The following is a 19,371-nucleotide window of genomic DNA, read 5'->3' on the forward strand; positions in this document are numbered from 1 at the left end:
CCAATGGGCAATTTTCTTCAGGAACTCCAGCGCCGCAGCGTCTTCCGGGTCGCGGCCGCTTATCTGGTCGTCGGCTGGTTGATCACCCAGGCCGTAGCCACGATCGAGGGGCCGCTGCACCTGCCGCCCTGGACTGACACACTGGTCATAGTCCTGCTTCTTTGCGGACTGCCGGTTGCGCTCATTCTCGCCTGGGCGTTCGAGGTGACGCCGGAAGGCGTGAAACGGACCGTGACCGCCGAAAACCGCGCGAACGACGCCGGTGCCAGCCATGTGCTCGACTACGCCATTCTTGGCGTCCTGATTGTCGTGGCCGGCCTCATCGGCTGGCAACAGTTTTCGGGCGGCGCACCGTCCGCCGGTGAAACCCCGGTCAATCAGGTCGCCGAGTCCGAATCTGGCGAAGGTGAAGACGGCGAGCTGGTCAGCGTGGTGACGCCTGCGGGCGGCAACGCCCAGGGGGCACCGGACACCGATCCGCGAACTGACCCGGGCGTATCCACCGCGACAGAACTGTCGGTCGCCGTCTTGCCATTCACGGCCTTCAGTGCCGACGCCGAGGACGGCTATTTCGCCGACGGCCTAACCGAGGAGATTCTCAATTCGCTGGCCGGCATTCCCGAATTGCTGGTCACGTCGCGCACCTCGGCCTTCCAGTTTCGCGGCGACAATGTGCCGTCCGTGCCCGAGATCGCCCGCAGCCTAGGTGTCGCCCATATTCTGGAAGGATCGGTGCGCCGGGCCGGAGACCGCATTCGCGTCACGGCCCAGCTAATCCGGGCGTCCGATGACCGGCATCTCTGGTCGCAGACCTACGACCGGACGATGGATGATGTCTTCGCCATCCAGGAAGACATCGCCGAGAACGTCGCGGCCGTGCTGCAGGTCGTCCTTGATGACCGCCAGCGCGCCCGGATGACCAATTCGGGCACACGGAATATCGACGCCTTCATTGCCTATCAGCAGGGGGCCGAACTCTGGGCGCAAGGCCATGAGAATGGGGAGGATATCGACCTGATCGAGCAGTCCAGCGTGCATTTCGAGCGGGCCACCCAGCTCGCGCCGGATTTCTCTGAAGCCTATCTCCTGCAAAGCGATTACTACGCCCACCGGCTGACCGACATGGCGCGCTTGCCGGAAGGCGAATTCGACCGGGCCGACTTTGACCAATTGAATGCTCGCCGCGCGGAACTGGTGGCCGACGCTGTCCGCACTGCGGACTCACCGGCGCGACAGGCGATGGCCGAAGCCAATGAAATCCTGTTTGCGGACAGTTGGGCCAATGGCCGGCAGATCGTCGCCGAGGCCTTCGCGACCGATGAATGTGCCAACGACAACTGGCTGCAATTCCTGATCGGATTGTCCGGGGATCTGGATGGGCGTCTGGCTTATGCGCAGCGGCAGGTCCGGTGCGACCCACTCAACGGCCAGTCCCAGCTTCTGCTTGGCGATACCTATCTGGCGCGCGGCGATTACCAGGACGCGCTGGACCATGCCGCCCGGCTCGACGAACGCGGGATGAGCTATGATGCGGAGGTGATCCGCTTTGATGCCCTATTGGGGTTGGGTCGTTTCGACGAGGCCGAAGCCATGCTGGGGGAGGGCTGGGACTGGGAGCAGATTCGTCTGGCCGCCCGACGCGGCGGACCGGAAGCGTCAGCGGTGCTTGATCCCTACAAGGGCGAGGACACCTGGTTTGATCTCATGCTGCATGCACTGCTCGGCGAACGCGAAGCGGCCAACGCGATTGCGGCACAGCTGGACGCGCGGCCCTTGGGCGTGATGACGCTGATGGAAGTCGTGATGGCCTGCCGTTGCGGGGCTCCGTTTGACCTCAGCGCTACACCGAATTTCGCCGCGCGCCTGTCCGAGGCCGGGTTTCCGTGGCCACCAGCCGGCGATCTGGGCTTTCCGCTGATGGCCGATTAGCCGACGGTTGAGATCACCCTGTAACAGGCCCGTTCGTCGACCCGCAGCCGTCCGGGGCGGGTGCAATACGCGCCATGCCTCGTCCCGGTTCCGGACGGCAACGCAGAAAAGAGAACGGCCGTCCCCGGCGAAGGGACGACCGTTAAATGCGTCTGGATGCAGGGGATCGATCAGCCGAGATAATAGCGGTCGACGCTGGACCGGAAATTGGGATCGGCAAAGTCCGGCCAGGTGTCCTTGTCGAACCCCGGCGCGTCTTTCAGGCGCTCCTTGTCGACATTCAGGACCATGCGCTTGTTCTCGCGGTCCACGGCGAGATTGGAAAAGGGGATGGCGAAATACTTGTCGCCGATACCCAGGAAGCCGCCGAAGTCGAGCACGGCGTATTCGATCTTGCCGTCGGCCGGGTCGAGCATCAAATCCTTGATATGGCCAAGGTCTTCGCCCTGGGGATTGACGACGCTGTCGCCGTCGATCGTGCTGGAGGAAATCAGATTATTTGCCATGGGGAGGGCCTCGTCTCCGGGGTGAATGGGACGTTCGCGCCGTCACGGCCACGAACGTGCATTTGACACCGGAGCAACTCCCGCGCGCCGCAGGCGGTTCCCTGTGAGTGGCAGTTTCAGGCGGGTTGGTTCAGGAACGGCCGGCGTCAGGCTTGGCCATGCCGGTCCCCCCGCAGGCATCACAGGCCAGGTTGCCGTTCGCCGTCTCGCGGAGGGTGAAATGCCCACAGTCCGGGCAGGGATCGCCGGTATAGCTCACCGGTTCCTTGGTGTCGGCCGCAGGTGCTGACGGCACAGCGGCGTCGGGTTTCGCGCCCGCAGGCTTGCCGGCGAACATGACGACATTGTCGGGCAATTGTCCGCGCGAGAAGCCTTTCGAGATCAGCTTGGCGGCATCCTCGGTAAAGGCCTTCTCGTTCTTCACCCCGCGGCCGATGCCGCCGGTTTCGTCCGGTGACACTTCGGCGAGGTCGTCCCGGTCCAGATAGGACACGGCGAGTTCGCGAAAGAGGTAGTCGAGGATCGATGTCGCGTGGGTAATGGAATCATTGCCTTCGACGGGTCCGGCCGGTTCGAAGCGTGTGAACACGAAGGCGTCGACGAATTCTTCCAGCGGCACCCCGTATTGCAGGCCGATCGAGATCGCGATGGCGAAATTGTTCATCAGCGAGCGGAAGGCCGCGCCTTCCTTGTGCATGTCGATGAAAATCTCGCCGAGCTCGCCATCCTCGAACTCGCCGGTGTGGAGGTAGACCTTGTGGCCGCCGACGGTCGCCTTCTGGATATAGCCCTTGCGCCGGTCCGGCAGCTTGCGGCGTTCGGCGGCGCGCTCGACGATTTTCTCGACGATGCGTTCGACGGTTTCAGGCGTTGGCGGCTGCGGCGCGGATGCCTTTGCGCGCGGCTTCCCTGACGTGGTTTTTCCGCCCTTCTTTCCGGCCATGCCAGCGCCCCCGCTTGTCGAATCGCCCGATGAGGATAGAAGCAATCCGGTTAACGCAAAATCGACCGCCTCGCGCGGTGGACAGGCGGGCGCGGCGCGGGGCATATTCGCGCCGGAAACTGGTCAGCTCGAACGGACGATCATGCTGGGACTTATCGGAAAACTCTTCGTGTGGTGGAACGACGCCACGCCGGGCACCTTCTTCACGCTGATGAAGCGGGGCAACAAGGTCGGCGAGGACGAGTACGGCAACCGCTATTACGAGGAACGCAAGGCGTCCGGCCCGAACGGCATGACCCGCCGCTGGGTCGTCTATAACGGCTATGCCGACGCCAGCCGCGTACCGGCGGCCTGGCATGGCTGGCTGCACCACACCTATCAGTCCGCGCCCACCGATGCGCCCCTGCCACGTCAGCCGTGGGAGAAGGACCACCAGCCCAATCTGACCGGCACGGTCCATGCCTATCGCCCGTCGGGCAGCCTGGCCCGGTCGCGCGAGCGCCAGTCTGCATCGGGTGATTACGAAGCCTGGACGCCCTGACCGGCCGATGGCGTGGCCTTGGCCCTGCCACAGTCCGCCCTTAGGATGGTGACTGCCATGAAAACCGCATTGTCAGTCCTTCTTGCCGCCTCCGTGCTGGGTGGCAGTGCCGTCGCGCAGGAGCGGTCTGGCAGCGAAGAGCTGACAAGCCGTCCCGGCACGGTTCTGGTGATGCGCGGTCTCGACAAGATTACGGCAGAAACCCTCGATTTCGAAATCCCGATCGGCGAGGAATATCGCTATGGTCCGCTGACCATTACGCCGACCTATTGCCGCAAGCGCCCGCCAGAAGAAACGCCGGAAATCTTTGCCTTTTTGCAGATCGTCGACCGCCGCTCCGACGGCACGGGCGTGGATGCCGAGGGCGAGGTCGAGCCGGTGTTTTCAGGCTGGATGTTCGGCTCAAACCCGGCGCTCAACCCGCTCGAACACCCCGTCTATGACGTCTGGGTGATCGACTGCAGGGACTGAAGCCCGCTCGCGCCTTCCACTAACCGGTAGAAATCCGCGTCGCGCGTGATCGCGTTGTCCAGCCGCTTGCGATAGGCGTCTCGTGTGATCAGTTCGGCTCCGAATTGCGCCAGATGATCAGTCAGGAATTGCGTATCGAGCAGCGTGTACCCGCCCGCGATCAGCCGCGCGACGAGGTGGACAAGCGCGACCTTTGACGCGTCCCTTGCCTTCGAGAACATGCTCTCGCCGAAGAACGCCCCGCCCAGCGAGACGCCATACAGTCCGCCGACGAGCGCACCGTCCTGCCAGCATTCAACACTGTGGGCCGAGCCGCGACGGAACAGTTCCACATAGAGCCGCCTGATCGGGGCATTGATCCAGGTTTCCTCGCGTCCCGCACCGGTTTCGGCACAGGCGTCCAGGACGTGGGCAAAGGCGGTATCGATGCGGACCTCGAACACGTCCTGGCGGACAGTGCGGGCGAGGCGGCGCGGCACGTGAAAGCCGTCGAGCGGCAGGATGCCGCGCTCGTCGGGCTCAAGCAGGAAGATACGCGGATCGTCGCGCCCGTCGCCCATGGGAAAGACGCCGCGCGCATAGCATTCCAGGAGATCGTCGGGACCGAAGCCGCGCATGGGCGAGCCTCCCGCGCCTAGTTGGCGGTGTTGCGCTCCGCGAGCCAGCTTTCCAGCCAGCGGATGTGGTAGTCACCCGAAACGAAGGCCGGTTCTTCCAGCAATTCGAGGAAGAGCGGCGTCGTTGTCTTGATACCGCCCACGACCATCTCTTCGAGCGCGCGGCGCAGACGCAGAAGCGTCTCTTCGCGCGTGCGCCCATGCACGATCAGCTTGCCGATGAGGCTGTCATAGTAGGGCGGGATGGCGTAGCCGGCATAAAGCGCGGAATCGAGCCGTACGCCGAGACCCCCTGGCGCGTGGAAGTCCGTGACCTTGCCCGGTGACGGCGCAAACGTCGCCGGGTCCTCGGCATTGATCCGGCACTCAATGGCCCAGCCGTTGAACTTGATGTCGTCCTGGGTGAAGCCAAGCTCCTCGCCATTGGCGACGCGGATCTGCTCGCGCACCAGGTCGATGCGGGTAATCGCTTCGGTAACGGGGTGTTCCACCTGCAGGCGGGTATTCATTTCGATGAAGTAGAATTCGCCGTTCTCGTAGAGATATTCGATTGTGCCGACGCCGCGATAGCCGATGGCCGCGACCGCGTCGCGCGTGATCGCGCCGATTTTCGCGCGGGCTTCCGGCGTCAGGGCCGGCGAGGGCGCTTCCTCGAGGATTTTCTGGTGGCGGCGCTGCAACGAGCAGTCGCGTTCGCCCAGATGGACCACATTGCCGTGCTGGTCGGCGAGGATCTGGATCTCGATATGGCGCGGCTGACCGAGATATTTCTCCAAATAGACCGCACCGTCGCCAAAGGCCGCGAGCGCTTCGGCAGACGCGGTTTCAACGGCTTCACGGAAGGAGGCCGCGTCCTTGGCGACCTTCATCCCGCGCCCGCCACCGCCTGAAGCGGCTTTAACAAGAACCGGATAGCCGATCTCGTCGGCGAGCTTTTTCGCTTCGTCGATGTCGGTAATGCCGCCATCAGAGCCGGGCACGACCGGAATGCCGGCGTCCTTGACCGCCTTCTTGGCCGCGATCTTGTCGCCCATCAGGCGGATATGCTCTGCTGTCGGACCGATAAAGGCGATGCCGTGGGCTTCGACGATCTCGGCGAAGCGGGCGTTTTCAGACAGGAAGCCATAACCCGGGTGAACAGCCTGCGCGCCGGTGATCTCACACGCGGCGATGATCTGCGGGATATTGAGATAGCTCTTGCCGGCCGGGGGCGGTCCCACGCACACGCTCTCGTCGGCGAGGCGCACATGCATGGCGTCGGCGTCGGCTTCGGAATGGATCGCTACCGTGCGGATACCCATTTCGCGGCAGGCGCGGTGAACACGCAGCGCGATCTCTCCGCGATTGGCGATCAGGATTTTCTCGAACATCAGTAAGGCTTCCCTTCCGCCAATCAGGCGATCACGAAGAGCGGTTCGCCATATTCCACCGGCTGGGCCTCTTCCACGAGCATGTGGGTGAGCTTGCCCGAGCGCGGCGCGGTAATGGGATTGAAGGTCTTCATCGCCTCGATGAGGAGAATGGTATCGCCTTCCTTCACCTCGTCGCCGACATTGACGAAAATGTCCGCGTCCGGATTGGCGCGCAGATAAACCGTTCCGACCATGGGCGAAGGTGTCGCGCCGTCCGGCGTGGCATCGCCGCGGCCTGATGGGGCCGGTGCTGCCGCCGCCGGAGCCGCTGCTGCAGGCGCTGCCGCCGGGGCCGCCATCGGCGCGGGTGCCGCGGCCTGGTAGACCGGTGCCGCTTCCATCTTGCGGGCAACGCGAACGCGCAACTCGCCCTTCTCGACCTCGATTTCGGTCAGATCGGTATCGGACAGAATGTCCGCCAGTTCGCGCACCAGCTTGGTGTTGATCGTGGTGCTGGACTTGGGAGAAGCCGCCATGAAAACCGCCTTCGAAAATGATTCCGGTGGGTAGTCTTAGAGGAGGCGGGCCGCCGCTTCCAGAGCCTGAACATAGCCTTTGGCACCCATGCCCGTGAAGCTTTGCCGGGCAACCAGCCCCACAAAGGAGAAATGGCGGAAGGGCTCGCGCTGTTCCGGATCAGAGAGATGCACCTCGAATACCGGGCAGGGCAGGGCTTTCAACGCATCGTGAATGGCAATCGAGGTATGGGTGTATCCGCCCGCATTGAGGATCACCGCGCCAAACCCGTCCATCGCCTCCTGGATCCAGTCGATCAGTTCGCCCTCATGGTTGGATTGGCGGAAATCGGCGGTCAGGCCAAGGCGTTCCGCTTCGCGGTCACACAGCGCCTTGATGTCATCGAGCGTATCGTGGCCATAGATGTCCGGCTCGCGCCGCCCGAGCAGGTTGAGATTGGGTCCGTTGAGAATGAGGATGGTCTTTGCCATGTCCGCCCCTTGACGCCGGAGCCTGTCTCTACGACGTGACAGGGCAGACGCGCAAACCGATTGGAAGACGGGCATGCAGATCGAGGTCAATGGCGAAACGAAAACCGTCGAAGACGGGGCCAGCGTTGCCGAGCTGGTCGACCAGCTCGGCCTTGATGCGCGGAAAGTGGCCGTGGAGCGCAATCTGGAGATCGTGCCGAAATCGCTCTATGCCGAAACCGCGCTCGCCGAGGGCGACCGCATCGAGATTGTCCAGTTCGTGGGTGGAGGCTAGGGCCAGATGAGCCAGATTGAAGACACGCCGCTCGTCGTTGCCGGCCGGGAGCTGAAATCCCGCCTCATCATCGGTACGGGCAAGTATGAGAGCTATGAGCAGAACGCCCGGGCGCTCGAAGCTTCCGGCGCGGAGATGATCACGGTCGCATTGCGCCGGGTGAATCTCTCCGACCCGTCCCAGCCGCGCCTCGTCGACCATATCGACCCGGACAAATACGTCTTCCTGCCCAATACGGCGGGCTGTTTCACCGGCGAGGATGCCGTGCGTACGCTCCGCCTGGCGCGTGAAGCGGGGGGTTGGAGCCTCGTCAAGCTCGAAGTCCTCTCTGATCCCAAACACCTTTATCCCGACATGGAAGAGACGCTGCGCGCGGCCAAGATGCTGACCGACGATGGCTTTGACGTGATGGTCTACTGCTCGGATGACCCGGTCTACGCGAAAAAGCTGGAAGATGCCGGCTGCTGCGCGATCATGCCGCTTGGTGCGCCCATCGGGTCCGGGCTGGGCCTTCAGAACAAGGTCAATATCCGCCTCATCGTCGAACAGTCCTCGGTCCCGGTCATCGTCGATGCAGGAGTGGGCACGGCGTCCGATGCCGCCATCGCGATGGAACTGGGGTGCGACGGCGTGTTGATGAACACGGCCATCGCCGAAGCGAAGGACCCGGTGCGGATGGCGCGCGCGATGAAGCACGCCGTCATCGCCGGCCGCGACGCCTATCTCGCCGGCCGCATGCCGAAAAAGCGCTATGCCGACCCGTCCAGCCCTTTGAGTGGTTTGATTTAGGGACTGCTTCCTCTCCCCTCTGGGGGAGAGGATTGAGGTGAGGGGGTCAGGCAAGCAAGCGCTTGACCTTTCACCAACCCCTCACCCTGACCCTCTCCCCTTCGGAAGGGGAGAGGGAAACGGCGCGTATGCTTTCAAAGCTGCGTCATTCCCCTGAAATCAATTCGCGTCATCACCCGGTTTATCCGGGTGATCTATTAGATTCTGAGATGCCCCGAATAAATCGGGGCATTACGCCAATATCTCACAGTCCCTCCGACTTGATCGGAGGGCCTAGCTGAATCCGGCGGGCGGTCCCGGATTTATTCCGGGACCTACCGAAAGTGCCGGACAAGGCACCATGTCCTTCACAATCGGTAGGCCCCGGAACGGGGTCCGGGGCCGAAGGTGTTTCTGCTCTCGACACCCCGCGTCCCCGCCGCTAGCGTCGTGGCTGAAGTGAACACTGTTCACACCGGGTGAATTTCCGCGACAGGCGAGGGGAGAGACGACGTGACGGACGCTGCATTGCTGAAAGGGAAATTGCGCCTGCCGGTCATCGGCGCGCCGCTTTTCATCATCTCCAATCCGGACCTGGTGATCGCCCAGTGCAAGGCCGGGATTGTCGGCAGTTTCCCCGCATTGAATGCCCGCCCGCAAAGCCAGCTTGATGAGTGGCTCGACCAGATCACGTCCGAACTCGACAGTTACAACGCCGCCAACCCGGACCGGCCCGCCGCTCCCTATGCCGTCAACCAGATCGTCCACCGCTCCAACGACCGGCTGGAGGCCGACCTTGAAACCTGCGCCAAATACAAGGTGCCGATTGTCATCACCTCGCTTGGCGCGCGGGTGGAACTCAATGAGGCGGTCCATTCCTGGGGCGGGATCACGCTGCACGACATCATCAACGTCACCTTCGCGCGCAAGGCGCTGGAGAAGGGCGCGGACGGCCTTATCGCCGTGTGCAACGGGGCGGGCGGCCATGCCGGCGTGAAATCGCCCTTCGCGCTGGTCCAGGAAATCCGCGAATTCTTTGATGGTCCGCTGGCGCTTTCCGGGGCCATCGCCAATGGCGGCGCGGTGCTGGCTGCACAGGCGATGGGCGCGGACTACGCCTATATCGGCTCGCCCTTCATCGCGACCGAGGAAGCCCGCGCCAGCGATGCCTACAAGCAGGGGATTGTCGACGGCGCGTCAGACGACATCGTCTATTCGAGCCTCTTTACCGGCGTGCATGGCAACTACCTCAAAAACTCGATCCGCAATGCCGGTCTCGACCCGGACAATCTGCCCGAAAGCGACCCGTCGGCGATGAATTTCGGCGGCGGCGCGGCCAAGGCCTGGAAGGATATCTGGGGGTCAGGCCAGGGGATTGGCGCGATCAAGTCGGTCCAGCCCGCCGCTTCCTATATCGACCGCCTCGCCGAGGAATATGCGGCAGCGAAGAAACGGGTGTGCGGGTAGCCCCACCCCAACCCTCCCCCTCAAGGGGAGGGAGTACATGCGCCAATTTCCCTCCCCTTGAGGGGAGGGTCAGGGTGGGTGATCTACCCGGCGATGGAAACGGCGTGAATTTTCACACCGGTCTTGCTAGTCTTCGGCGCGGAACCAGCCCGGAGTGCCGCCCCATGAAAACCCTCACCACTGCCGCCGCCCTGTCCGTCCTTATCGCCGCCTGCGCCGGGGCGCAGGACTATCTGCTCGTCGTCAACAAGGGCGACGACACGCTTGCGGTCATCGACGCCGAGACGCTGGAAACGGTCAGCCTGACCGGAACCGAGGACAATCCGCATGAAGTCGCCGTGTCGGGCGGTATCGCCTATGTCAGTGATTATGGCGGGGCGCAGGGCAATACGGTCAGCGTCGTCGATCTCGCGACCGGCGAGCGCACCGCGGTCTGGGACGTCGCGCCGAACACCGGCCCGCATGGCATCTGGGCGAGTGCGGACGGCAGCCTCCTCTGGGTGACGACCGAGACCAGCGGCACGGTGATCGAGATCGAGACCGCGACCGGTGAGGTGGCAGAGGTCTGGGAAACCGGCCAGAGCGTCAGCCACCAGCTTGTGCCGACGCCGGACGGGTCGAAGCTCTATGTCGCCAATATCGGCTCCGGCTCGGTGACGGTGATCGACCGCGCCGCGAACACGGTCGTGTCGGTCCCGACCGGGGCGGGTGCGGAAGGCATTGATGCCTCACCCGATGGCCGGGAAATCTGGGTCACGAACCGCTCCGCCGACACGGTGTCGATCATCGACACCGCCACAGATACCGTCATCGCTGACTTCAATTCGGGCGGAGCCTTCCCGATCCGCGCCCGCTTCACACCGGACGGAAGCGAAGTCTATGTCTCGAACGCCAATTCCGGCGATGTCGCCGTTTTCGATGCGGCCTCGCGTGAACTGCTGGCGACGATCGACGTTGGCGCGGTTCCCATCGGTATCGTCATGAGCGCGGACGGCGCGCGCGCCTTTATCGCCAACACCGCGGACGATTTCGTCACCGTCATCGACACCGCGACGCGTGAAGTGACGGGCCGGGTCGAGACCGGCGACGAACCCGACGGCATGGCCTGGGCGGTGCGCTAGTTCTTCACCCAGGGATTTCCACCCCACCCTTACCCTCCCCTCAAGGGGAGGGATTCACAGCGCATTCCCCCTCCCCCTTGGGGGAGGGCCGGGGTGGGGGCATTCAGATCTTCCGTTTTGGCATGGCCCGGCCTTCAATAACGCCGCCCATCGCTGCCCAGACCGGTAGGCTGGCCGTCAGGCTGTCGAGCCCGCCCAAGAGGGTGAGCGCGGCGGCCCCCAATGTCAGCGCCATCCCCGCCTGAATTCGGCGCTTGTCGAGCAGGTCATTGCTGGCATCGCAGCGGCTGGTCACGGGCGGGCAGGTCACCGTCATCAGGGCAAAGAGGCCGCCCACGGTCACGACCGCCACGATCCAGCCGCGGACCAGCGTATCGGTCTCGGCCCAGCTCCAGCCCGATGTGACGAATACCAGCGCGGCAAGCGCCAGTGCGCCAGCGGCAAAGACCGGGGCCAGCCGCTGGCGACGGTCAAACAGGTAATCGATGACAAAGGCCGCCCCAGGTACGAGGCAGAGCCACCAGTCGCCGGTGAACCCGGCGGCGGCTGCGGCAAGGACCAGTACCAGAGCCAGATCGGTCGTCCGGGCAGGCAGGCCGACCGTACGCACCACGACCCGCACACTCATCAGGATCACGGCCGCAGCGAACAGGCCCGGCCCGAAGCCAAGAGCACTGGCCGCGACACAAAGGGCCATGGCGACGAAGGCACCGGGGTTGCGGTCCGGATCAAGCTCACGAGTCAGGGCCCAGGCCAGAAAGGCCGCCAGCGCCCCGATCACGCCCGTTGCGACGGCGTCCCCGAATTCTGCGGCACGGTAAAAGCGTTCAAACCCCGCCAGCCCTATCGCGATCAAGGGCAGCAGGATCAGCACCGCCAGATTGGTCCGGAATTTCGCTTCCAGTGGCCGGGCGATGGAGGAGTATTGATAGATCGGATGGGCCATTTGCGGGGTCTCTTCGCGGCGGACTGGGACGATGGGACTTGATATAGCGTGGTCCTTGGCGAATTGCCGCGATAATCTGGGAATTATGAAGCCGAACGAAGATTATCCTGAACCGGAGTCTGGCTGGCGGCGGATGGTCTGGCGGTTCGGCGGGTGGATCCAGCGCCATGGCGAGGTCATCTCCCTGCTTCTGGTTCTGGCGGCCGGGCTGGCGGTTTATACAGTCTTGAGAGGCTGACGGCCTGACAGGGCCTCGGCTAGGGCGCTAGCGACAGGGACACCATGACTGAGACAGCACAGTATGACGTGATCGTGCCCCTGTTGTTGTCTGCAGGGCTGATCGTGGCGACCGTCGTCATCCACATGCTCGGCCTGATCGTCCTGATGGGCCTGTTGCAGAAGCGTTCACGACAGATCCGGCCCTTCCTGTCCATTCCGCGCCAGGGCCTGTTCATCATCCTGATCGTTCTGGGTCTGGTCGTGATCCACTCGGTCGAGATCTGGCTCTATGCACTGGTTTATCTGGCGCTTGGCGAGTTTCCGACGCTGGAACTGGCGCTCTATTATTCGATCTCGACCTTCACCACGGCAGGCTTTGGCGACATCGTCCAGGACAGCCACTGGCGGCTGGTTGGCGCGATGGAAAGCTTCAACGGCTTCTTGCTGATCGGTTGGTCAACGGCCTTCCTTGTCTCGGTCATCGGACGCTTGCGGTCGATGGAGACCGAATGGCTCGATGCCCTGCGTCAGAAGCCCGATTGAGTCCCTCGCTTGCCCCGCACGGAGTCGGCGCGCTAAACCAGCCATTCCACTGGGGCTGGCTTCGCTGATAAAGGGCTGCATGTTCAAGAAAATCCTGATTGCCAACCGGGGCGAGATCGCCGTGCGCGTCATCAAGACGTGCCGCCGCCTGGGTATCGCGACCGTGGCCGTCTATTCCGAGGCCGATGCGGATTCGAAGGCCGTCGACATGGCCGACGAGGCTGTCTTCATTGGCGGTTCGCCCCCGGGCGAGAGCTATCTCGTCATGGACAAGATCATCGCCGCGGCGAAGGAAACCGGGGCGGAAGCGATCCATCCCGGCTTTGGTTTTCTGTCCGAGAACCCGAAATTTCCCAAGGCGCTTGAAGAGGCCGGTATCACGTGGATCGGGCCCAATCCCGAAGCCATCGAGGCCATGGGCGACAAGATCACCTCGAAGAAATTCGCGGTTGAAGCGGGCGTCAGCACGGTACCGGGCCATATGGGCCTCATCGAGGATGCCGACGAGGCGGTGAAGATCGCCACCGAGATCGGCTATCCGGTGATGATCAAGGCGTCCGCTGGCGGTGGCGGCAAGGGCATGCGCATCGCCTGGAACGACACCGAGGCGAAGGAAGGCTTCAAGTCCGCGCGCGGCGAAGCCAAGACCAGCTTCGGCGACGAACGCATCTTCATCGAGAAATTCATCGAGACGCCGCGCCATATCGAGATCCAGGTGCTCGGCGACAAGCACGGCAACATCATCTATCTCGGTGAACGCGAATGCTCGGTCCAGCGCCGCAACCAGAAAGTCCTGGAAGAAGCCCCGTCCCCCTTCATCGACAAGGCGACGCGCGAGGCGATGGGCAATGAGGCGGTCGCATTGGCCAGGGCGGTCAATTACGACAGCGCCGGCACGGTCGAATTCATCGTCGACAAGGACCAGAATTTCTACTTCCTGGAAATGAATACCCGCCTGCAGGTCGAGCACCCGGTCACCGAACTCGTCACCGGGCTGGACCTGGTCGAGCAGATGATCCGCATCGCCGCGGGCGAGGAAATCAAGCTCCGGCAGAAGGACGTGAAGCTGAATGGCTGGGCGGTCGAGGCTCGGCTCTACGCCGAAGATCCCTATCGCGGTTTCCTGCCGTCGATCGGGCGTCTGAAGCGCTATCATGAACCGGCGGAAGGCTCGCTGGGGGACGGTACGCTGCGCATCGATTCCGGTGTGCGCGAAGGCGACGAAATCTCGCTCTTCTACGATCCGATGATTGCCAAGGTGATCGGTTACGCCAAAACCCGGGAAGCGGCGATTGATACGCTCCTCGAAGGGCTCGACCGCTATCTCGTTGAAGGCCTGCAATCGAACGCGCCCTTCCTCGCCGCCTGTCTGGGCGAGAGCGATTTCCGCAAGGGCGCGATCCACACCGGCTATATCCCGGAGCATTTCCCGGACGGGTTCCACGGCACGGTCCCGACCGAATTCCAGCTGAAAATCATGACGGCGGCAGCGGCCTATATCCACACCCTGCTGACCCGCCGCGCTGAGCAGACGAGCGGCCGCCTGACGCCGGCCCCGGCCTGGCACCCGGAAGAATGGGATGTGAAGCTCGACGGGCGCTGGTTCCCGGTCGAGATCACGCTGCCGGACGTTCCGAAGAGCGGCGAGGGCACGGCCACCGTCTGGACGCCCGACCTCGCCGGTGACCCGATGGAGCTGAAAACATCCTGGACGCCCGGCACTCACCTGTTTGAAGGCACGCTGGACGGCGAGAGCTTCGCCATCCAGTTCGCCTACCGGACGGAAGGCTATGTGCTGCGCCATCGCGGCTTTGACTGCACGGCCATTGTCTGCACACACCGCGCAGCGGAAATGCACGCCCGCCTGCCCGAGAAAGAGGCCGGAGCTTCGGCGAAGATCGTCGCCAGCCCGATGCCGGGTCTGGTCGTCTCGGTCGATGTCGAAGAAGGCCAGGAGGTCAAGGCGGGTGAAGCCCTGATGGTGGTCGAGGCGATGAAGATGGAGAATGTCATCCGCGCCGAGATCGACGGAACCATCAAGACCGTCTCGGCCAAGCCGGGCCAGTCCGTCGCCGCCGATGAGGTCCTGGCGGAATTCGAGTAGGGGACTGGCTGCCCGACATTCCCTGTGCAAGCCGGGGCAAGCCGGGCTATCAAGCGGTCAGGACAATCGAGATTGGGGAATCCACACCATGAATCCGCTTGCATTCTTTTTGCCGGGGCAGCGCGCCTCGTCTTCCACCTTCTTCATAGGTCTTGTCGTTCTCGCCGTGCTTGATGCGGCGCGGCTCTACGTGCTCCAGGCCGGCATGTTGCCGGACACCGGCCCGGTGGCGGTGATCCTTCCGATCGGCTCGCTGATCGTGATGATGCTTTTCGTGCTCTTTCTGTTCATGAACCGCCGGGCCGATGCCCAGCGCGGCCCGGGCCTGGCCTTCCTTCCGGTCGGCCTCAGCCTGCTGATTCGGATCATTGCCGGCGGCATCTTCGTGACGGTCGCCGGGATGGGTCTGATGCAGGACTTTGCGTCCAGCCAGGGCCAGGACTGGATGACGGCCGCCCAGGATCCGGCTTTCCAGGACCAGTTTGAAGCCTGGCTCGAAGCCAATCCGGAGAATGCGGGCGGTATCGACACCACCTCGGCCATCATCTCCTTCGTGGCCTTCTGGGTCCCGGCCTTTCTGTTCGGCCTGTGGTTCGGCGGCATGAAGCCGGAAACCGAATAATCGCAAATCCCTTGGTGGGCGATTGACTCAACCCCTGTTCGCGCCACACGCTAGCGTCACGTGGTTCGAACAGGGGAGGTCGCCACCATGGATACCGCCAAGTTTCAGGAACTCCTGCTGAAGTTCGAAGGCCGAATCGGCCCGAACTCGCTGATGCAGGGTGCAATTGTCATCATGGTGATCGGGCTGATCCTGAATGCCCTCACCATCATCATACCCTTTATTGGCATTCTGGGCTGGGCGCTGCTCTACCCGATGTTCTGCATCTATGCGAAGCGCCTGCACGATGGCGGCAAGCCCGCCGTGTGGACGCTCGCTGTGCTCGGTGCCTATATCGTTGTTGGAATGGTTTTGTCGGTGATCCTGACGCCGTTGATCGCCGGCGACATGGTAGCAGCGGCCATGCGCGGGGACTCGGCAGCCGCGCTTGGAATGGAGTTCCGACTCAAGAGCTTCATCATTGCGGCGATCGGCACGGTCGTGACCCACTTGGGGGTCGCCTTCATTGTCAACCAGTTCGTCAAGGGCGATCCGGCTGCCAACGCCTATGGCGAGCCGCCCGCGGATGCCGCTTCACCCAACCCGCTGTCCTGACCGGACAGCCATTCTGATCTCTGGAGGGAGAGCTACATGAATATCGGAAATGTCCTGTTCAGCCCGAACGGACGCATCGGCCAGCAGGACTATTGGGTCGGCATCCTGATCATCATCGTCGGCAATATCGTGGGCGGGATGATCCCCTTCCTTGGGCTGATCATCACGCTGGGCCTGATCTATGTCGGGGTTTGCGTGTACGGCAAACGCCTGCACGACATCGGCAAGACGGCCTGGATCCACGGCATTGTCTGGTTGATTCAGTTCGGCCTCGGCATTGTCGCCTTCGTGATGGCCGGTGGCGCAGTTATGGCTGCCCTGTCAGCCGGCGGGACCGAGGAAGCCGGTGTGGCCGCGGCGATCGCCGCGTCTGGCAGCCTCTTCCTCATCGGCGGGCTCGGATTCCTGATCTGGATTGTCTACACGATCTGGCTGGGTGTTTCGGTCGGTGAGGCGGGCGCAAACCGCTTTGGTCCGCCACCGGGCGCTGCCGAGCCGGCTCCGGCCGCTCCGGCACAACCGTCCCAGCCGGCTCCGCCGCAGGACGACAACAATCCGACGATCTCGTCCTGACGGGCGAGGGCGTCACGCCTGAATGAATGAAGGCCCCGGCGGAGCGATCCGCCGGGGTTTTTCGTCGTGGCGTGACCTTGAAGCAATTGTTGGCGGGCTGAGCAAGGCTCCAGCAAAAATGGCACCTGGACTATGATCGGCCGTTTCAGTTAGCATTATATATTTGTTAAAGCAGATAAATCTCAGTTGTTAACAAGAATGCTCCAGTACTTATTGCAGATTGAAATGAGCTATTGCAAAATCATACCATGAACCATTGGCAGAGGGTGACGATCATGTTTGAGAGGCTTATATCATTCGAAACTTTTATCGCGCCGGTAATCATACAGGTTTTTTACTGGATTGGGTTTACGCTAATCACTCTAGTATCTCTGGTAATGATATTCGGCCCATTTTTGGGAAGTTGGTCGTACGAAATTTATCGGTTAATGCCGTTTACGCTTGGATCCGGATTTATCATAGGAATTCTCTATTTCATTATCGCCCAGCTTATCTGGCGGTTCCTCACCGAGCTATATCTCGTCATTTTCAGTATCAATGACCGCCTTGGCCAATTGCGCGACAAGGCCAAATAGCACGGGCTTTCCTAATCGAATTTCGGCGGCTCCGTCGTCGTGACCGGCCCGAAAATGTCCTCGAAGGCCGCTTTCATGGCCGTATCCACCGAACCCATGTCGGATGTCTTGGCGAGGTCCGACAGACTGGTCACGCCATAGCGGTATTCTGAAATGCCGCACGGCGTTATCCCGGTGAAGTGCGACAGGTCCGGCGCGACATTCAGCGCCACACCGTGAAACGACACCCAGCGCCGAAGACGTACGCCAATAGCGGCGATCTTGTCTTCAAAGCCTTCGCCTTTGTCCGGACGATCCACCCACACACCGACGCGGCCCTCGCGACGGTCTGCCGTGATACCGAACGGCGCGACGCTGGCGGTCAGCCAGCGCTCCAGGTTGCGCACGAATTTGCGCGCATCACGGCCGCGCTTCGTCAGGTCCAGCATGACATAGCCAACCCGCTGGCCCGGCCCGTGATAGGTGTATTCGCCGCCTCGTCCGGTCGGATAGACCGGAAACCGGTCCGGGTCGCGCAGATCGGTAATCTTTGCGCTCGTGCCTGCCGAATAGAGCGGGGGGTGTTCCAGAAGCCAGACCAGTTCCGGCGCTGTTCCGTCGGCAATGGCGGCCGCGCGCGCCTCCATGAAGGCGACGGCTTCGGGGTAGGGCACGAGGCCGGTCGAAACCGCCCATTCGGTGTGTAGATCGTCCATCGGCCTTTGAGAGTCTTAACCTGTCGGAAACACGGGCCGGTCAACATTGGCGTCCGAGGGCAAGGACGCAAGTGCGAAGGGGTTTGGCCAGTGAGTCAGTTGGGTGCGGTGAAGGTGGAATTGTCGGTCGTTCTGGGCCGGTCATCCATGCCGATTCAGCAGTTTCTGCGCATGGGCCGCGGTGCGGTCATCCCGCTCGACACCGAGGAAGACGCGCCGATCTGGATTCTTGCCAACAACCACCCGATTGCGCGCGGCGAGATCGTCATCCAGGGCGACCGGGTGACGGTGGAAATCCTCGGGCCGGCAGACGTCAACGCGTTCAACGCGGCGGCCTGACAAAGACGGCATGTGAAGGCTTCACAAGCCGGGCATCGCCTGCTATCTCCCGCCTCCTTCCAGATACGCGGCCGTGGCGGAACTGGTAGACGCGCAGCGTTGAGGTCGCTGTGGGGTAAAACCCGTGGAAGTTCGAGTCTTCTCGGCCGCACCATTTTTGAAAACGCCGTCCGCTCAGCCGGGCGGCGTTTTTGTTTTCTCTGCAGAGCTAGCCTCATACGCCGCGACCAGCATCCCGATGCCGATCAGGAACATGAAGGCGATCCAGAGATTTTGCGGCAATGAAATGAATAGGAGGCTTGGCCAACTCGTCGATGCGCCGCCGAGAAAATAGCCACTCCCCTGAATGTCCAGAAACGGGGTTGCAGCCAACCTGCCGAGCCAAAGAATCAGAGTGTTTCCTGAACTGACCACCGCGAGGCTGAGGCAGACCGTCAGAGCCAATGTGAGCGTGCGACGGCTGAAATATCTCAAGGGGACGCGTCGGTCGTTTCGGGCCGATGATACCAGTTTCAAAAGGAAAGGGGCGAGGATCAGGGCAAGCGTGACATGATAAATGCCGAGGGCGATACGAGATAAATCCCACCGCAATCCGGAATCACTGATCCAGCCAGCGGCACCGAGTTGGTAGACAAACGGTACGTGGTTAGCACGCAACACGTCAAACAAGACGAATGGAACAAAAACGGATAGTTTCAGCGCCAGATACCAGAGGCCCAGCACGATCCAACGAGGCTCGGAATTGGGTGATGTTGATCGCGGTTTTCCGGCCCAAACGCCAACGGCAAACACGGACGCGGCGAGCAGCCACATCGATATGACAAACGACATACCGTAGAGAAAGCCGGCATTGCCCAGCAAGCCGTCACGAGACGCGAAGTGTACGCTCCAGAGCGCAATTGACCGACCGAGTCCGAAATCGAGCGCAGCGAGAAATAGGACGAGAATTAGGCCGGCTCTCCAGTGATCGGCGAAATGGCGTAGCGACCCGGCGATCAGATGACCTGTGTGGACGGTCTTCCCGTCGGCCTTCCACGGATACTTGGCGTTGAAGACCAGAATGATGAAGGCCGCCAAGGCGAAGCCGATCCAGTACCAGGGTATGATCGAAGCAAACTCCATCCCACCACACTCCCCGTATCGCGCAAGAAAATCCAGCGATAAG

At 62.4% G+C, this 19,371-nt stretch carries 23 protein-coding genes, 1 tRNA gene and 1 pseudogene; 16 read left to right on the forward strand and 9 right to left on the reverse strand.

Features of this window, described 5'->3' with window-relative positions; translation table 11 throughout:
- Positions 1 to 3: 3 nt before the first annotated feature.
- A complete protein-coding gene (locus V0U35_RS11080) occupies positions 4 to 1,929 on the forward strand; it encodes a hypothetical protein (RefSeq protein WP_330196780.1) in 1,926 nt (641 codons plus the stop codon).
- A 170-nt stretch (positions 1,930 to 2,099) separates the two neighbouring features.
- On the opposite strand, the gene V0U35_RS11085 is transcribed toward V0U35_RS11080, so the two are convergent.
- Entirely contained in the window at positions 2,100 to 2,435 is a 336-nt protein-coding gene (locus V0U35_RS11085; RefSeq protein WP_330196781.1) for a PRC-barrel domain-containing protein, read from the reverse strand.
- A 130-nt stretch (positions 2,436 to 2,565) separates the two neighbouring features.
- A pseudogene (locus V0U35_RS11090) lies at positions 2,566 to 3,342 on the reverse strand (TSCPD domain-containing protein); the annotation flags it as partial.
- Between the two features lie 178 nt (positions 3,343 to 3,520).
- On the opposite strand from V0U35_RS11090, the gene V0U35_RS11095 reads away from it, so the two are divergent.
- A complete protein-coding gene (locus V0U35_RS11095) occupies positions 3,521 to 3,919 on the forward strand; it encodes an NADH:ubiquinone oxidoreductase subunit NDUFA12 (protein ID WP_330196783.1) in 399 nt (132 codons plus the stop codon).
- 57 nt (positions 3,920 to 3,976) lie between these two features.
- Complete coding sequence (locus tag V0U35_RS11100; RefSeq protein WP_330196784.1) at positions 3,977 to 4,390, forward strand: DUF2155 domain-containing protein; 414 nt, start codon at positions 3,977 to 3,979, stop codon at positions 4,388 to 4,390.
- Here V0U35_RS11100 and aat read toward each other — a convergent pair.
- From aat to V0U35_RS11120, 4 genes are read right to left on the reverse strand one after another with little or no spacing between them, the layout of a single operon-like run.
- Positions 4,357 to 5,007, reverse strand: a complete 651-nt coding sequence (aat, locus tag V0U35_RS11105) for a leucyl/phenylalanyl-tRNA--protein transferase (protein ID WP_330196785.1) — start codon at positions 5,005 to 5,007, stop codon at positions 4,357 to 4,359. The genes V0U35_RS11100 and aat overlap by 34 nt on opposite strands.
- A 17-nt stretch (positions 5,008 to 5,024) precedes the next feature.
- Positions 5,025 to 6,377: an acetyl-CoA carboxylase biotin carboxylase subunit gene (gene accC / locus V0U35_RS11110; protein WP_330196786.1), complete on the reverse strand. Its 1,353-nt coding sequence runs from the start codon at positions 6,375 to 6,377 to the stop codon at positions 5,025 to 5,027.
- 23 nt (positions 6,378 to 6,400) lie between these two features.
- Positions 6,401 to 6,895, reverse strand: coding sequence for an acetyl-CoA carboxylase biotin carboxyl carrier protein (accB, locus tag V0U35_RS11115; RefSeq protein WP_330196787.1), 495 nt, complete (start codon positions 6,893 to 6,895; stop codon positions 6,401 to 6,403).
- A 36-nt stretch (positions 6,896 to 6,931) separates the two neighbouring features.
- The gene (locus tag V0U35_RS11120; protein WP_330196788.1) at positions 6,932 to 7,366 is read right to left on the reverse strand and encodes a type II 3-dehydroquinate dehydratase; all 435 of its coding nucleotides are present in this window, start codon (positions 7,364 to 7,366) and stop codon (positions 6,932 to 6,934) included.
- A 73-nt stretch (positions 7,367 to 7,439) separates the two neighbouring features.
- On the opposite strand from V0U35_RS11120, the gene thiS reads away from it, so the two are divergent.
- The 4 genes from thiS to V0U35_RS11140 all read left to right on the forward strand — a co-directional run bounded on the left by thiS (position 7,440) and on the right by V0U35_RS11140 (position 10,996).
- Positions 7,440 to 7,640: a sulfur carrier protein ThiS gene (thiS, locus tag V0U35_RS11125; protein ID WP_330196789.1), complete on the forward strand. Its 201-nt coding sequence runs from the start codon at positions 7,440 to 7,442 to the stop codon at positions 7,638 to 7,640.
- A 6-nt stretch (positions 7,641 to 7,646) separates the two neighbouring features.
- Entirely contained in the window at positions 7,647 to 8,429 is a 783-nt protein-coding gene (locus V0U35_RS11130; RefSeq protein ID WP_373696401.1) for a thiazole synthase, read from the forward strand.
- 492 nt (positions 8,430 to 8,921) lie between these two features.
- Positions 8,922 to 9,875: an NAD(P)H-dependent flavin oxidoreductase gene (locus V0U35_RS11135; protein WP_330196790.1), complete on the forward strand. Its 954-nt coding sequence runs from the start codon at positions 8,922 to 8,924 to the stop codon at positions 9,873 to 9,875.
- Positions 9,876 to 10,039: 164 nt separating this feature from the next.
- Positions 10,040 to 10,996 carry a YVTN family beta-propeller repeat protein gene (locus V0U35_RS11140; RefSeq protein WP_330196791.1) on the forward strand — a complete coding sequence of 319 codons (957 nt, stop codon included), beginning with the start codon at positions 10,040 to 10,042 and terminating at the stop codon, positions 10,994 to 10,996.
- Positions 10,997 to 11,099: 103 nt separating this feature from the next.
- Here V0U35_RS11140 and V0U35_RS11145 read toward each other — a convergent pair whose 3' ends face one another.
- The gene (locus tag V0U35_RS11145; protein ID WP_330196792.1) at positions 11,100 to 11,942 is read right to left on the reverse strand and encodes a hypothetical protein; all 843 of its coding nucleotides are present in this window, start codon (positions 11,940 to 11,942) and stop codon (positions 11,100 to 11,102) included.
- An 85-nt stretch (positions 11,943 to 12,027) separates the two neighbouring features.
- Between V0U35_RS11145 and V0U35_RS11150 the strand changes: the two genes are divergently transcribed.
- The 7 genes from V0U35_RS11150 to V0U35_RS14020 all read left to right on the forward strand — a co-directional run bounded on the left by V0U35_RS11150 (position 12,028) and on the right by V0U35_RS14020 (position 17,172).
- A complete protein-coding gene (locus tag V0U35_RS11150) occupies positions 12,028 to 12,180 on the forward strand; it encodes a hypothetical protein (RefSeq protein ID WP_330196793.1) in 153 nt (50 codons plus the stop codon).
- Between the two features lie 44 nt (positions 12,181 to 12,224).
- The gene (locus V0U35_RS11155) at positions 12,225 to 12,704 is read left to right on the forward strand and encodes an ion channel (protein WP_330196794.1); all 480 of its coding nucleotides are present in this window, start codon (positions 12,225 to 12,227) and stop codon (positions 12,702 to 12,704) included.
- A gap of 79 nt (positions 12,705 to 12,783) precedes the next feature.
- Positions 12,784 to 14,808, forward strand: coding sequence for an acetyl-CoA carboxylase biotin carboxylase subunit (locus V0U35_RS11160; RefSeq protein ID WP_330196795.1), 2,025 nt, complete (start codon positions 12,784 to 12,786; stop codon positions 14,806 to 14,808).
- Between the two features lie 88 nt (positions 14,809 to 14,896).
- Complete coding sequence (locus tag V0U35_RS11165) at positions 14,897 to 15,430, forward strand: hypothetical protein (protein WP_330196796.1); 534 nt, start codon at positions 14,897 to 14,899, stop codon at positions 15,428 to 15,430.
- Between the two features lie 87 nt (positions 15,431 to 15,517).
- Positions 15,518 to 16,024, forward strand: coding sequence for a DUF805 domain-containing protein (locus V0U35_RS11170; RefSeq protein WP_330196797.1), 507 nt, complete (start codon positions 15,518 to 15,520; stop codon positions 16,022 to 16,024).
- Positions 16,025 to 16,060: 36 nt separating this feature from the next.
- On the forward strand, positions 16,061 to 16,597 hold the full coding sequence (locus V0U35_RS11175; RefSeq protein WP_330196798.1) for a DUF805 domain-containing protein: 537 nt from the start codon (positions 16,061 to 16,063) through the stop codon (positions 16,595 to 16,597).
- Positions 16,598 to 16,872: 275 nt separating this feature from the next.
- Entirely contained in the window at positions 16,873 to 17,172 is a 300-nt protein-coding gene (locus V0U35_RS14020) for a DUF4282 domain-containing protein (RefSeq protein WP_373696402.1), read from the forward strand.
- 11 nt (positions 17,173 to 17,183) lie between these two features.
- Here V0U35_RS14020 and lipB read toward each other — a convergent pair whose 3' ends face one another.
- Positions 17,184 to 17,867: a lipoyl(octanoyl) transferase LipB gene (lipB, locus tag V0U35_RS11180; protein ID WP_330196799.1), complete on the reverse strand. Its 684-nt coding sequence runs from the start codon at positions 17,865 to 17,867 to the stop codon at positions 17,184 to 17,186.
- 90 nt (positions 17,868 to 17,957) lie between these two features.
- On the opposite strand from lipB, the gene V0U35_RS11185 reads away from it, so the two are divergent.
- Complete coding sequence (locus V0U35_RS11185; RefSeq protein WP_330196800.1) at positions 17,958 to 18,206, forward strand: FliM/FliN family flagellar motor switch protein; 249 nt, start codon at positions 17,958 to 17,960, stop codon at positions 18,204 to 18,206.
- Positions 18,207 to 18,273: 67 nt separating this feature from the next.
- Positions 18,274 to 18,360: transfer RNA gene (locus V0U35_RS11190), tRNA-Leu, on the forward strand.
- A 20-nt stretch (positions 18,361 to 18,380) separates the two neighbouring features.
- Here V0U35_RS11190 and V0U35_RS11195 read toward each other — a convergent pair.
- A complete protein-coding gene (locus V0U35_RS11195) occupies positions 18,381 to 19,328 on the reverse strand; it encodes a hypothetical protein (protein WP_330196801.1) in 948 nt (315 codons plus the stop codon).
- Between the last annotated feature and the right edge of the window lie 43 nt (positions 19,329 to 19,371).

This window comes from Hyphobacterium marinum (assembly GCF_036330325.1).
GTDB lineage: Bacteria > Pseudomonadota > Alphaproteobacteria > Caulobacterales > Maricaulaceae > Hyphobacterium > Hyphobacterium marinum.

Bases quoted from the DNA above. Each gene is read 5' to 3' on its own strand.
- V0U35_RS11080 (WP_330196780.1), top strand. From the start codon at position 4: ATGGGCAATTTTCTTCAGGAACTCCAGCGCCGCAGCGTCTTCCGGGTC.
- V0U35_RS11085 (WP_330196781.1), bottom strand. From the start codon at position 2,435: ATGGCAAATAATCTGATTTCCTCCAGCACGATCGACGGCGACAGCGTC.
- V0U35_RS11095 (WP_330196783.1), top strand. From the start codon at position 3,521: ATGCTGGGACTTATCGGAAAACTCTTCGTGTGGTGGAACGACGCCACG.
- V0U35_RS11100 (WP_330196784.1), top strand. From the start codon at position 3,977: ATGAAAACCGCATTGTCAGTCCTTCTTGCCGCCTCCGTGCTGGGTGGC.
- aat (WP_330196785.1), bottom strand. From the start codon at position 5,007: ATGCGCGGCTTCGGTCCCGACGATCTCCTGGAATGCTATGCGCGCGGC.
- accC (WP_330196786.1), bottom strand. From the start codon at position 6,377: ATGTTCGAGAAAATCCTGATCGCCAATCGCGGAGAGATCGCGCTGCGT.
- accB (WP_330196787.1), bottom strand. From the start codon at position 6,895: ATGGCGGCTTCTCCCAAGTCCAGCACCACGATCAACACCAAGCTGGTG.
- V0U35_RS11120 (WP_330196788.1), bottom strand. From the start codon at position 7,366: ATGGCAAAGACCATCCTCATTCTCAACGGACCCAATCTCAACCTGCTC.
- thiS (WP_330196789.1), top strand. From the start codon at position 7,440: ATGCAGATCGAGGTCAATGGCGAAACGAAAACCGTCGAAGACGGGGCC.
- V0U35_RS11130 (WP_373696401.1), top strand. From the start codon at position 7,647: ATGAGCCAGATTGAAGACACGCCGCTCGTCGTTGCCGGCCGGGAGCTG.
- V0U35_RS11140 (WP_330196791.1), top strand. From the start codon at position 10,040: ATGAAAACCCTCACCACTGCCGCCGCCCTGTCCGTCCTTATCGCCGCC.
- V0U35_RS11145 (WP_330196792.1), bottom strand. From the start codon at position 11,942: ATGGCCCATCCGATCTATCAATACTCCTCCATCGCCCGGCCACTGGAA.
- V0U35_RS11150 (WP_330196793.1), top strand. From the start codon at position 12,028: ATGAAGCCGAACGAAGATTATCCTGAACCGGAGTCTGGCTGGCGGCGG.
- V0U35_RS11155 (WP_330196794.1), top strand. From the start codon at position 12,225: ATGACTGAGACAGCACAGTATGACGTGATCGTGCCCCTGTTGTTGTCT.
- V0U35_RS11160 (WP_330196795.1), top strand. From the start codon at position 12,784: ATGTTCAAGAAAATCCTGATTGCCAACCGGGGCGAGATCGCCGTGCGC.
- V0U35_RS11165 (WP_330196796.1), top strand. From the start codon at position 14,897: ATGAATCCGCTTGCATTCTTTTTGCCGGGGCAGCGCGCCTCGTCTTCC.
- V0U35_RS11170 (WP_330196797.1), top strand. From the start codon at position 15,518: ATGGATACCGCCAAGTTTCAGGAACTCCTGCTGAAGTTCGAAGGCCGA.
- V0U35_RS11175 (WP_330196798.1), top strand. From the start codon at position 16,061: ATGAATATCGGAAATGTCCTGTTCAGCCCGAACGGACGCATCGGCCAG.
- V0U35_RS14020 (WP_373696402.1), top strand. From the start codon at position 16,873: ATGTTTGAGAGGCTTATATCATTCGAAACTTTTATCGCGCCGGTAATC.
- lipB (WP_330196799.1), bottom strand. From the start codon at position 17,867: ATGGACGATCTACACACCGAATGGGCGGTTTCGACCGGCCTCGTGCCC.
- V0U35_RS11195 (WP_330196801.1), bottom strand. From the start codon at position 19,328: ATGGAGTTTGCTTCGATCATACCCTGGTACTGGATCGGCTTCGCCTTG.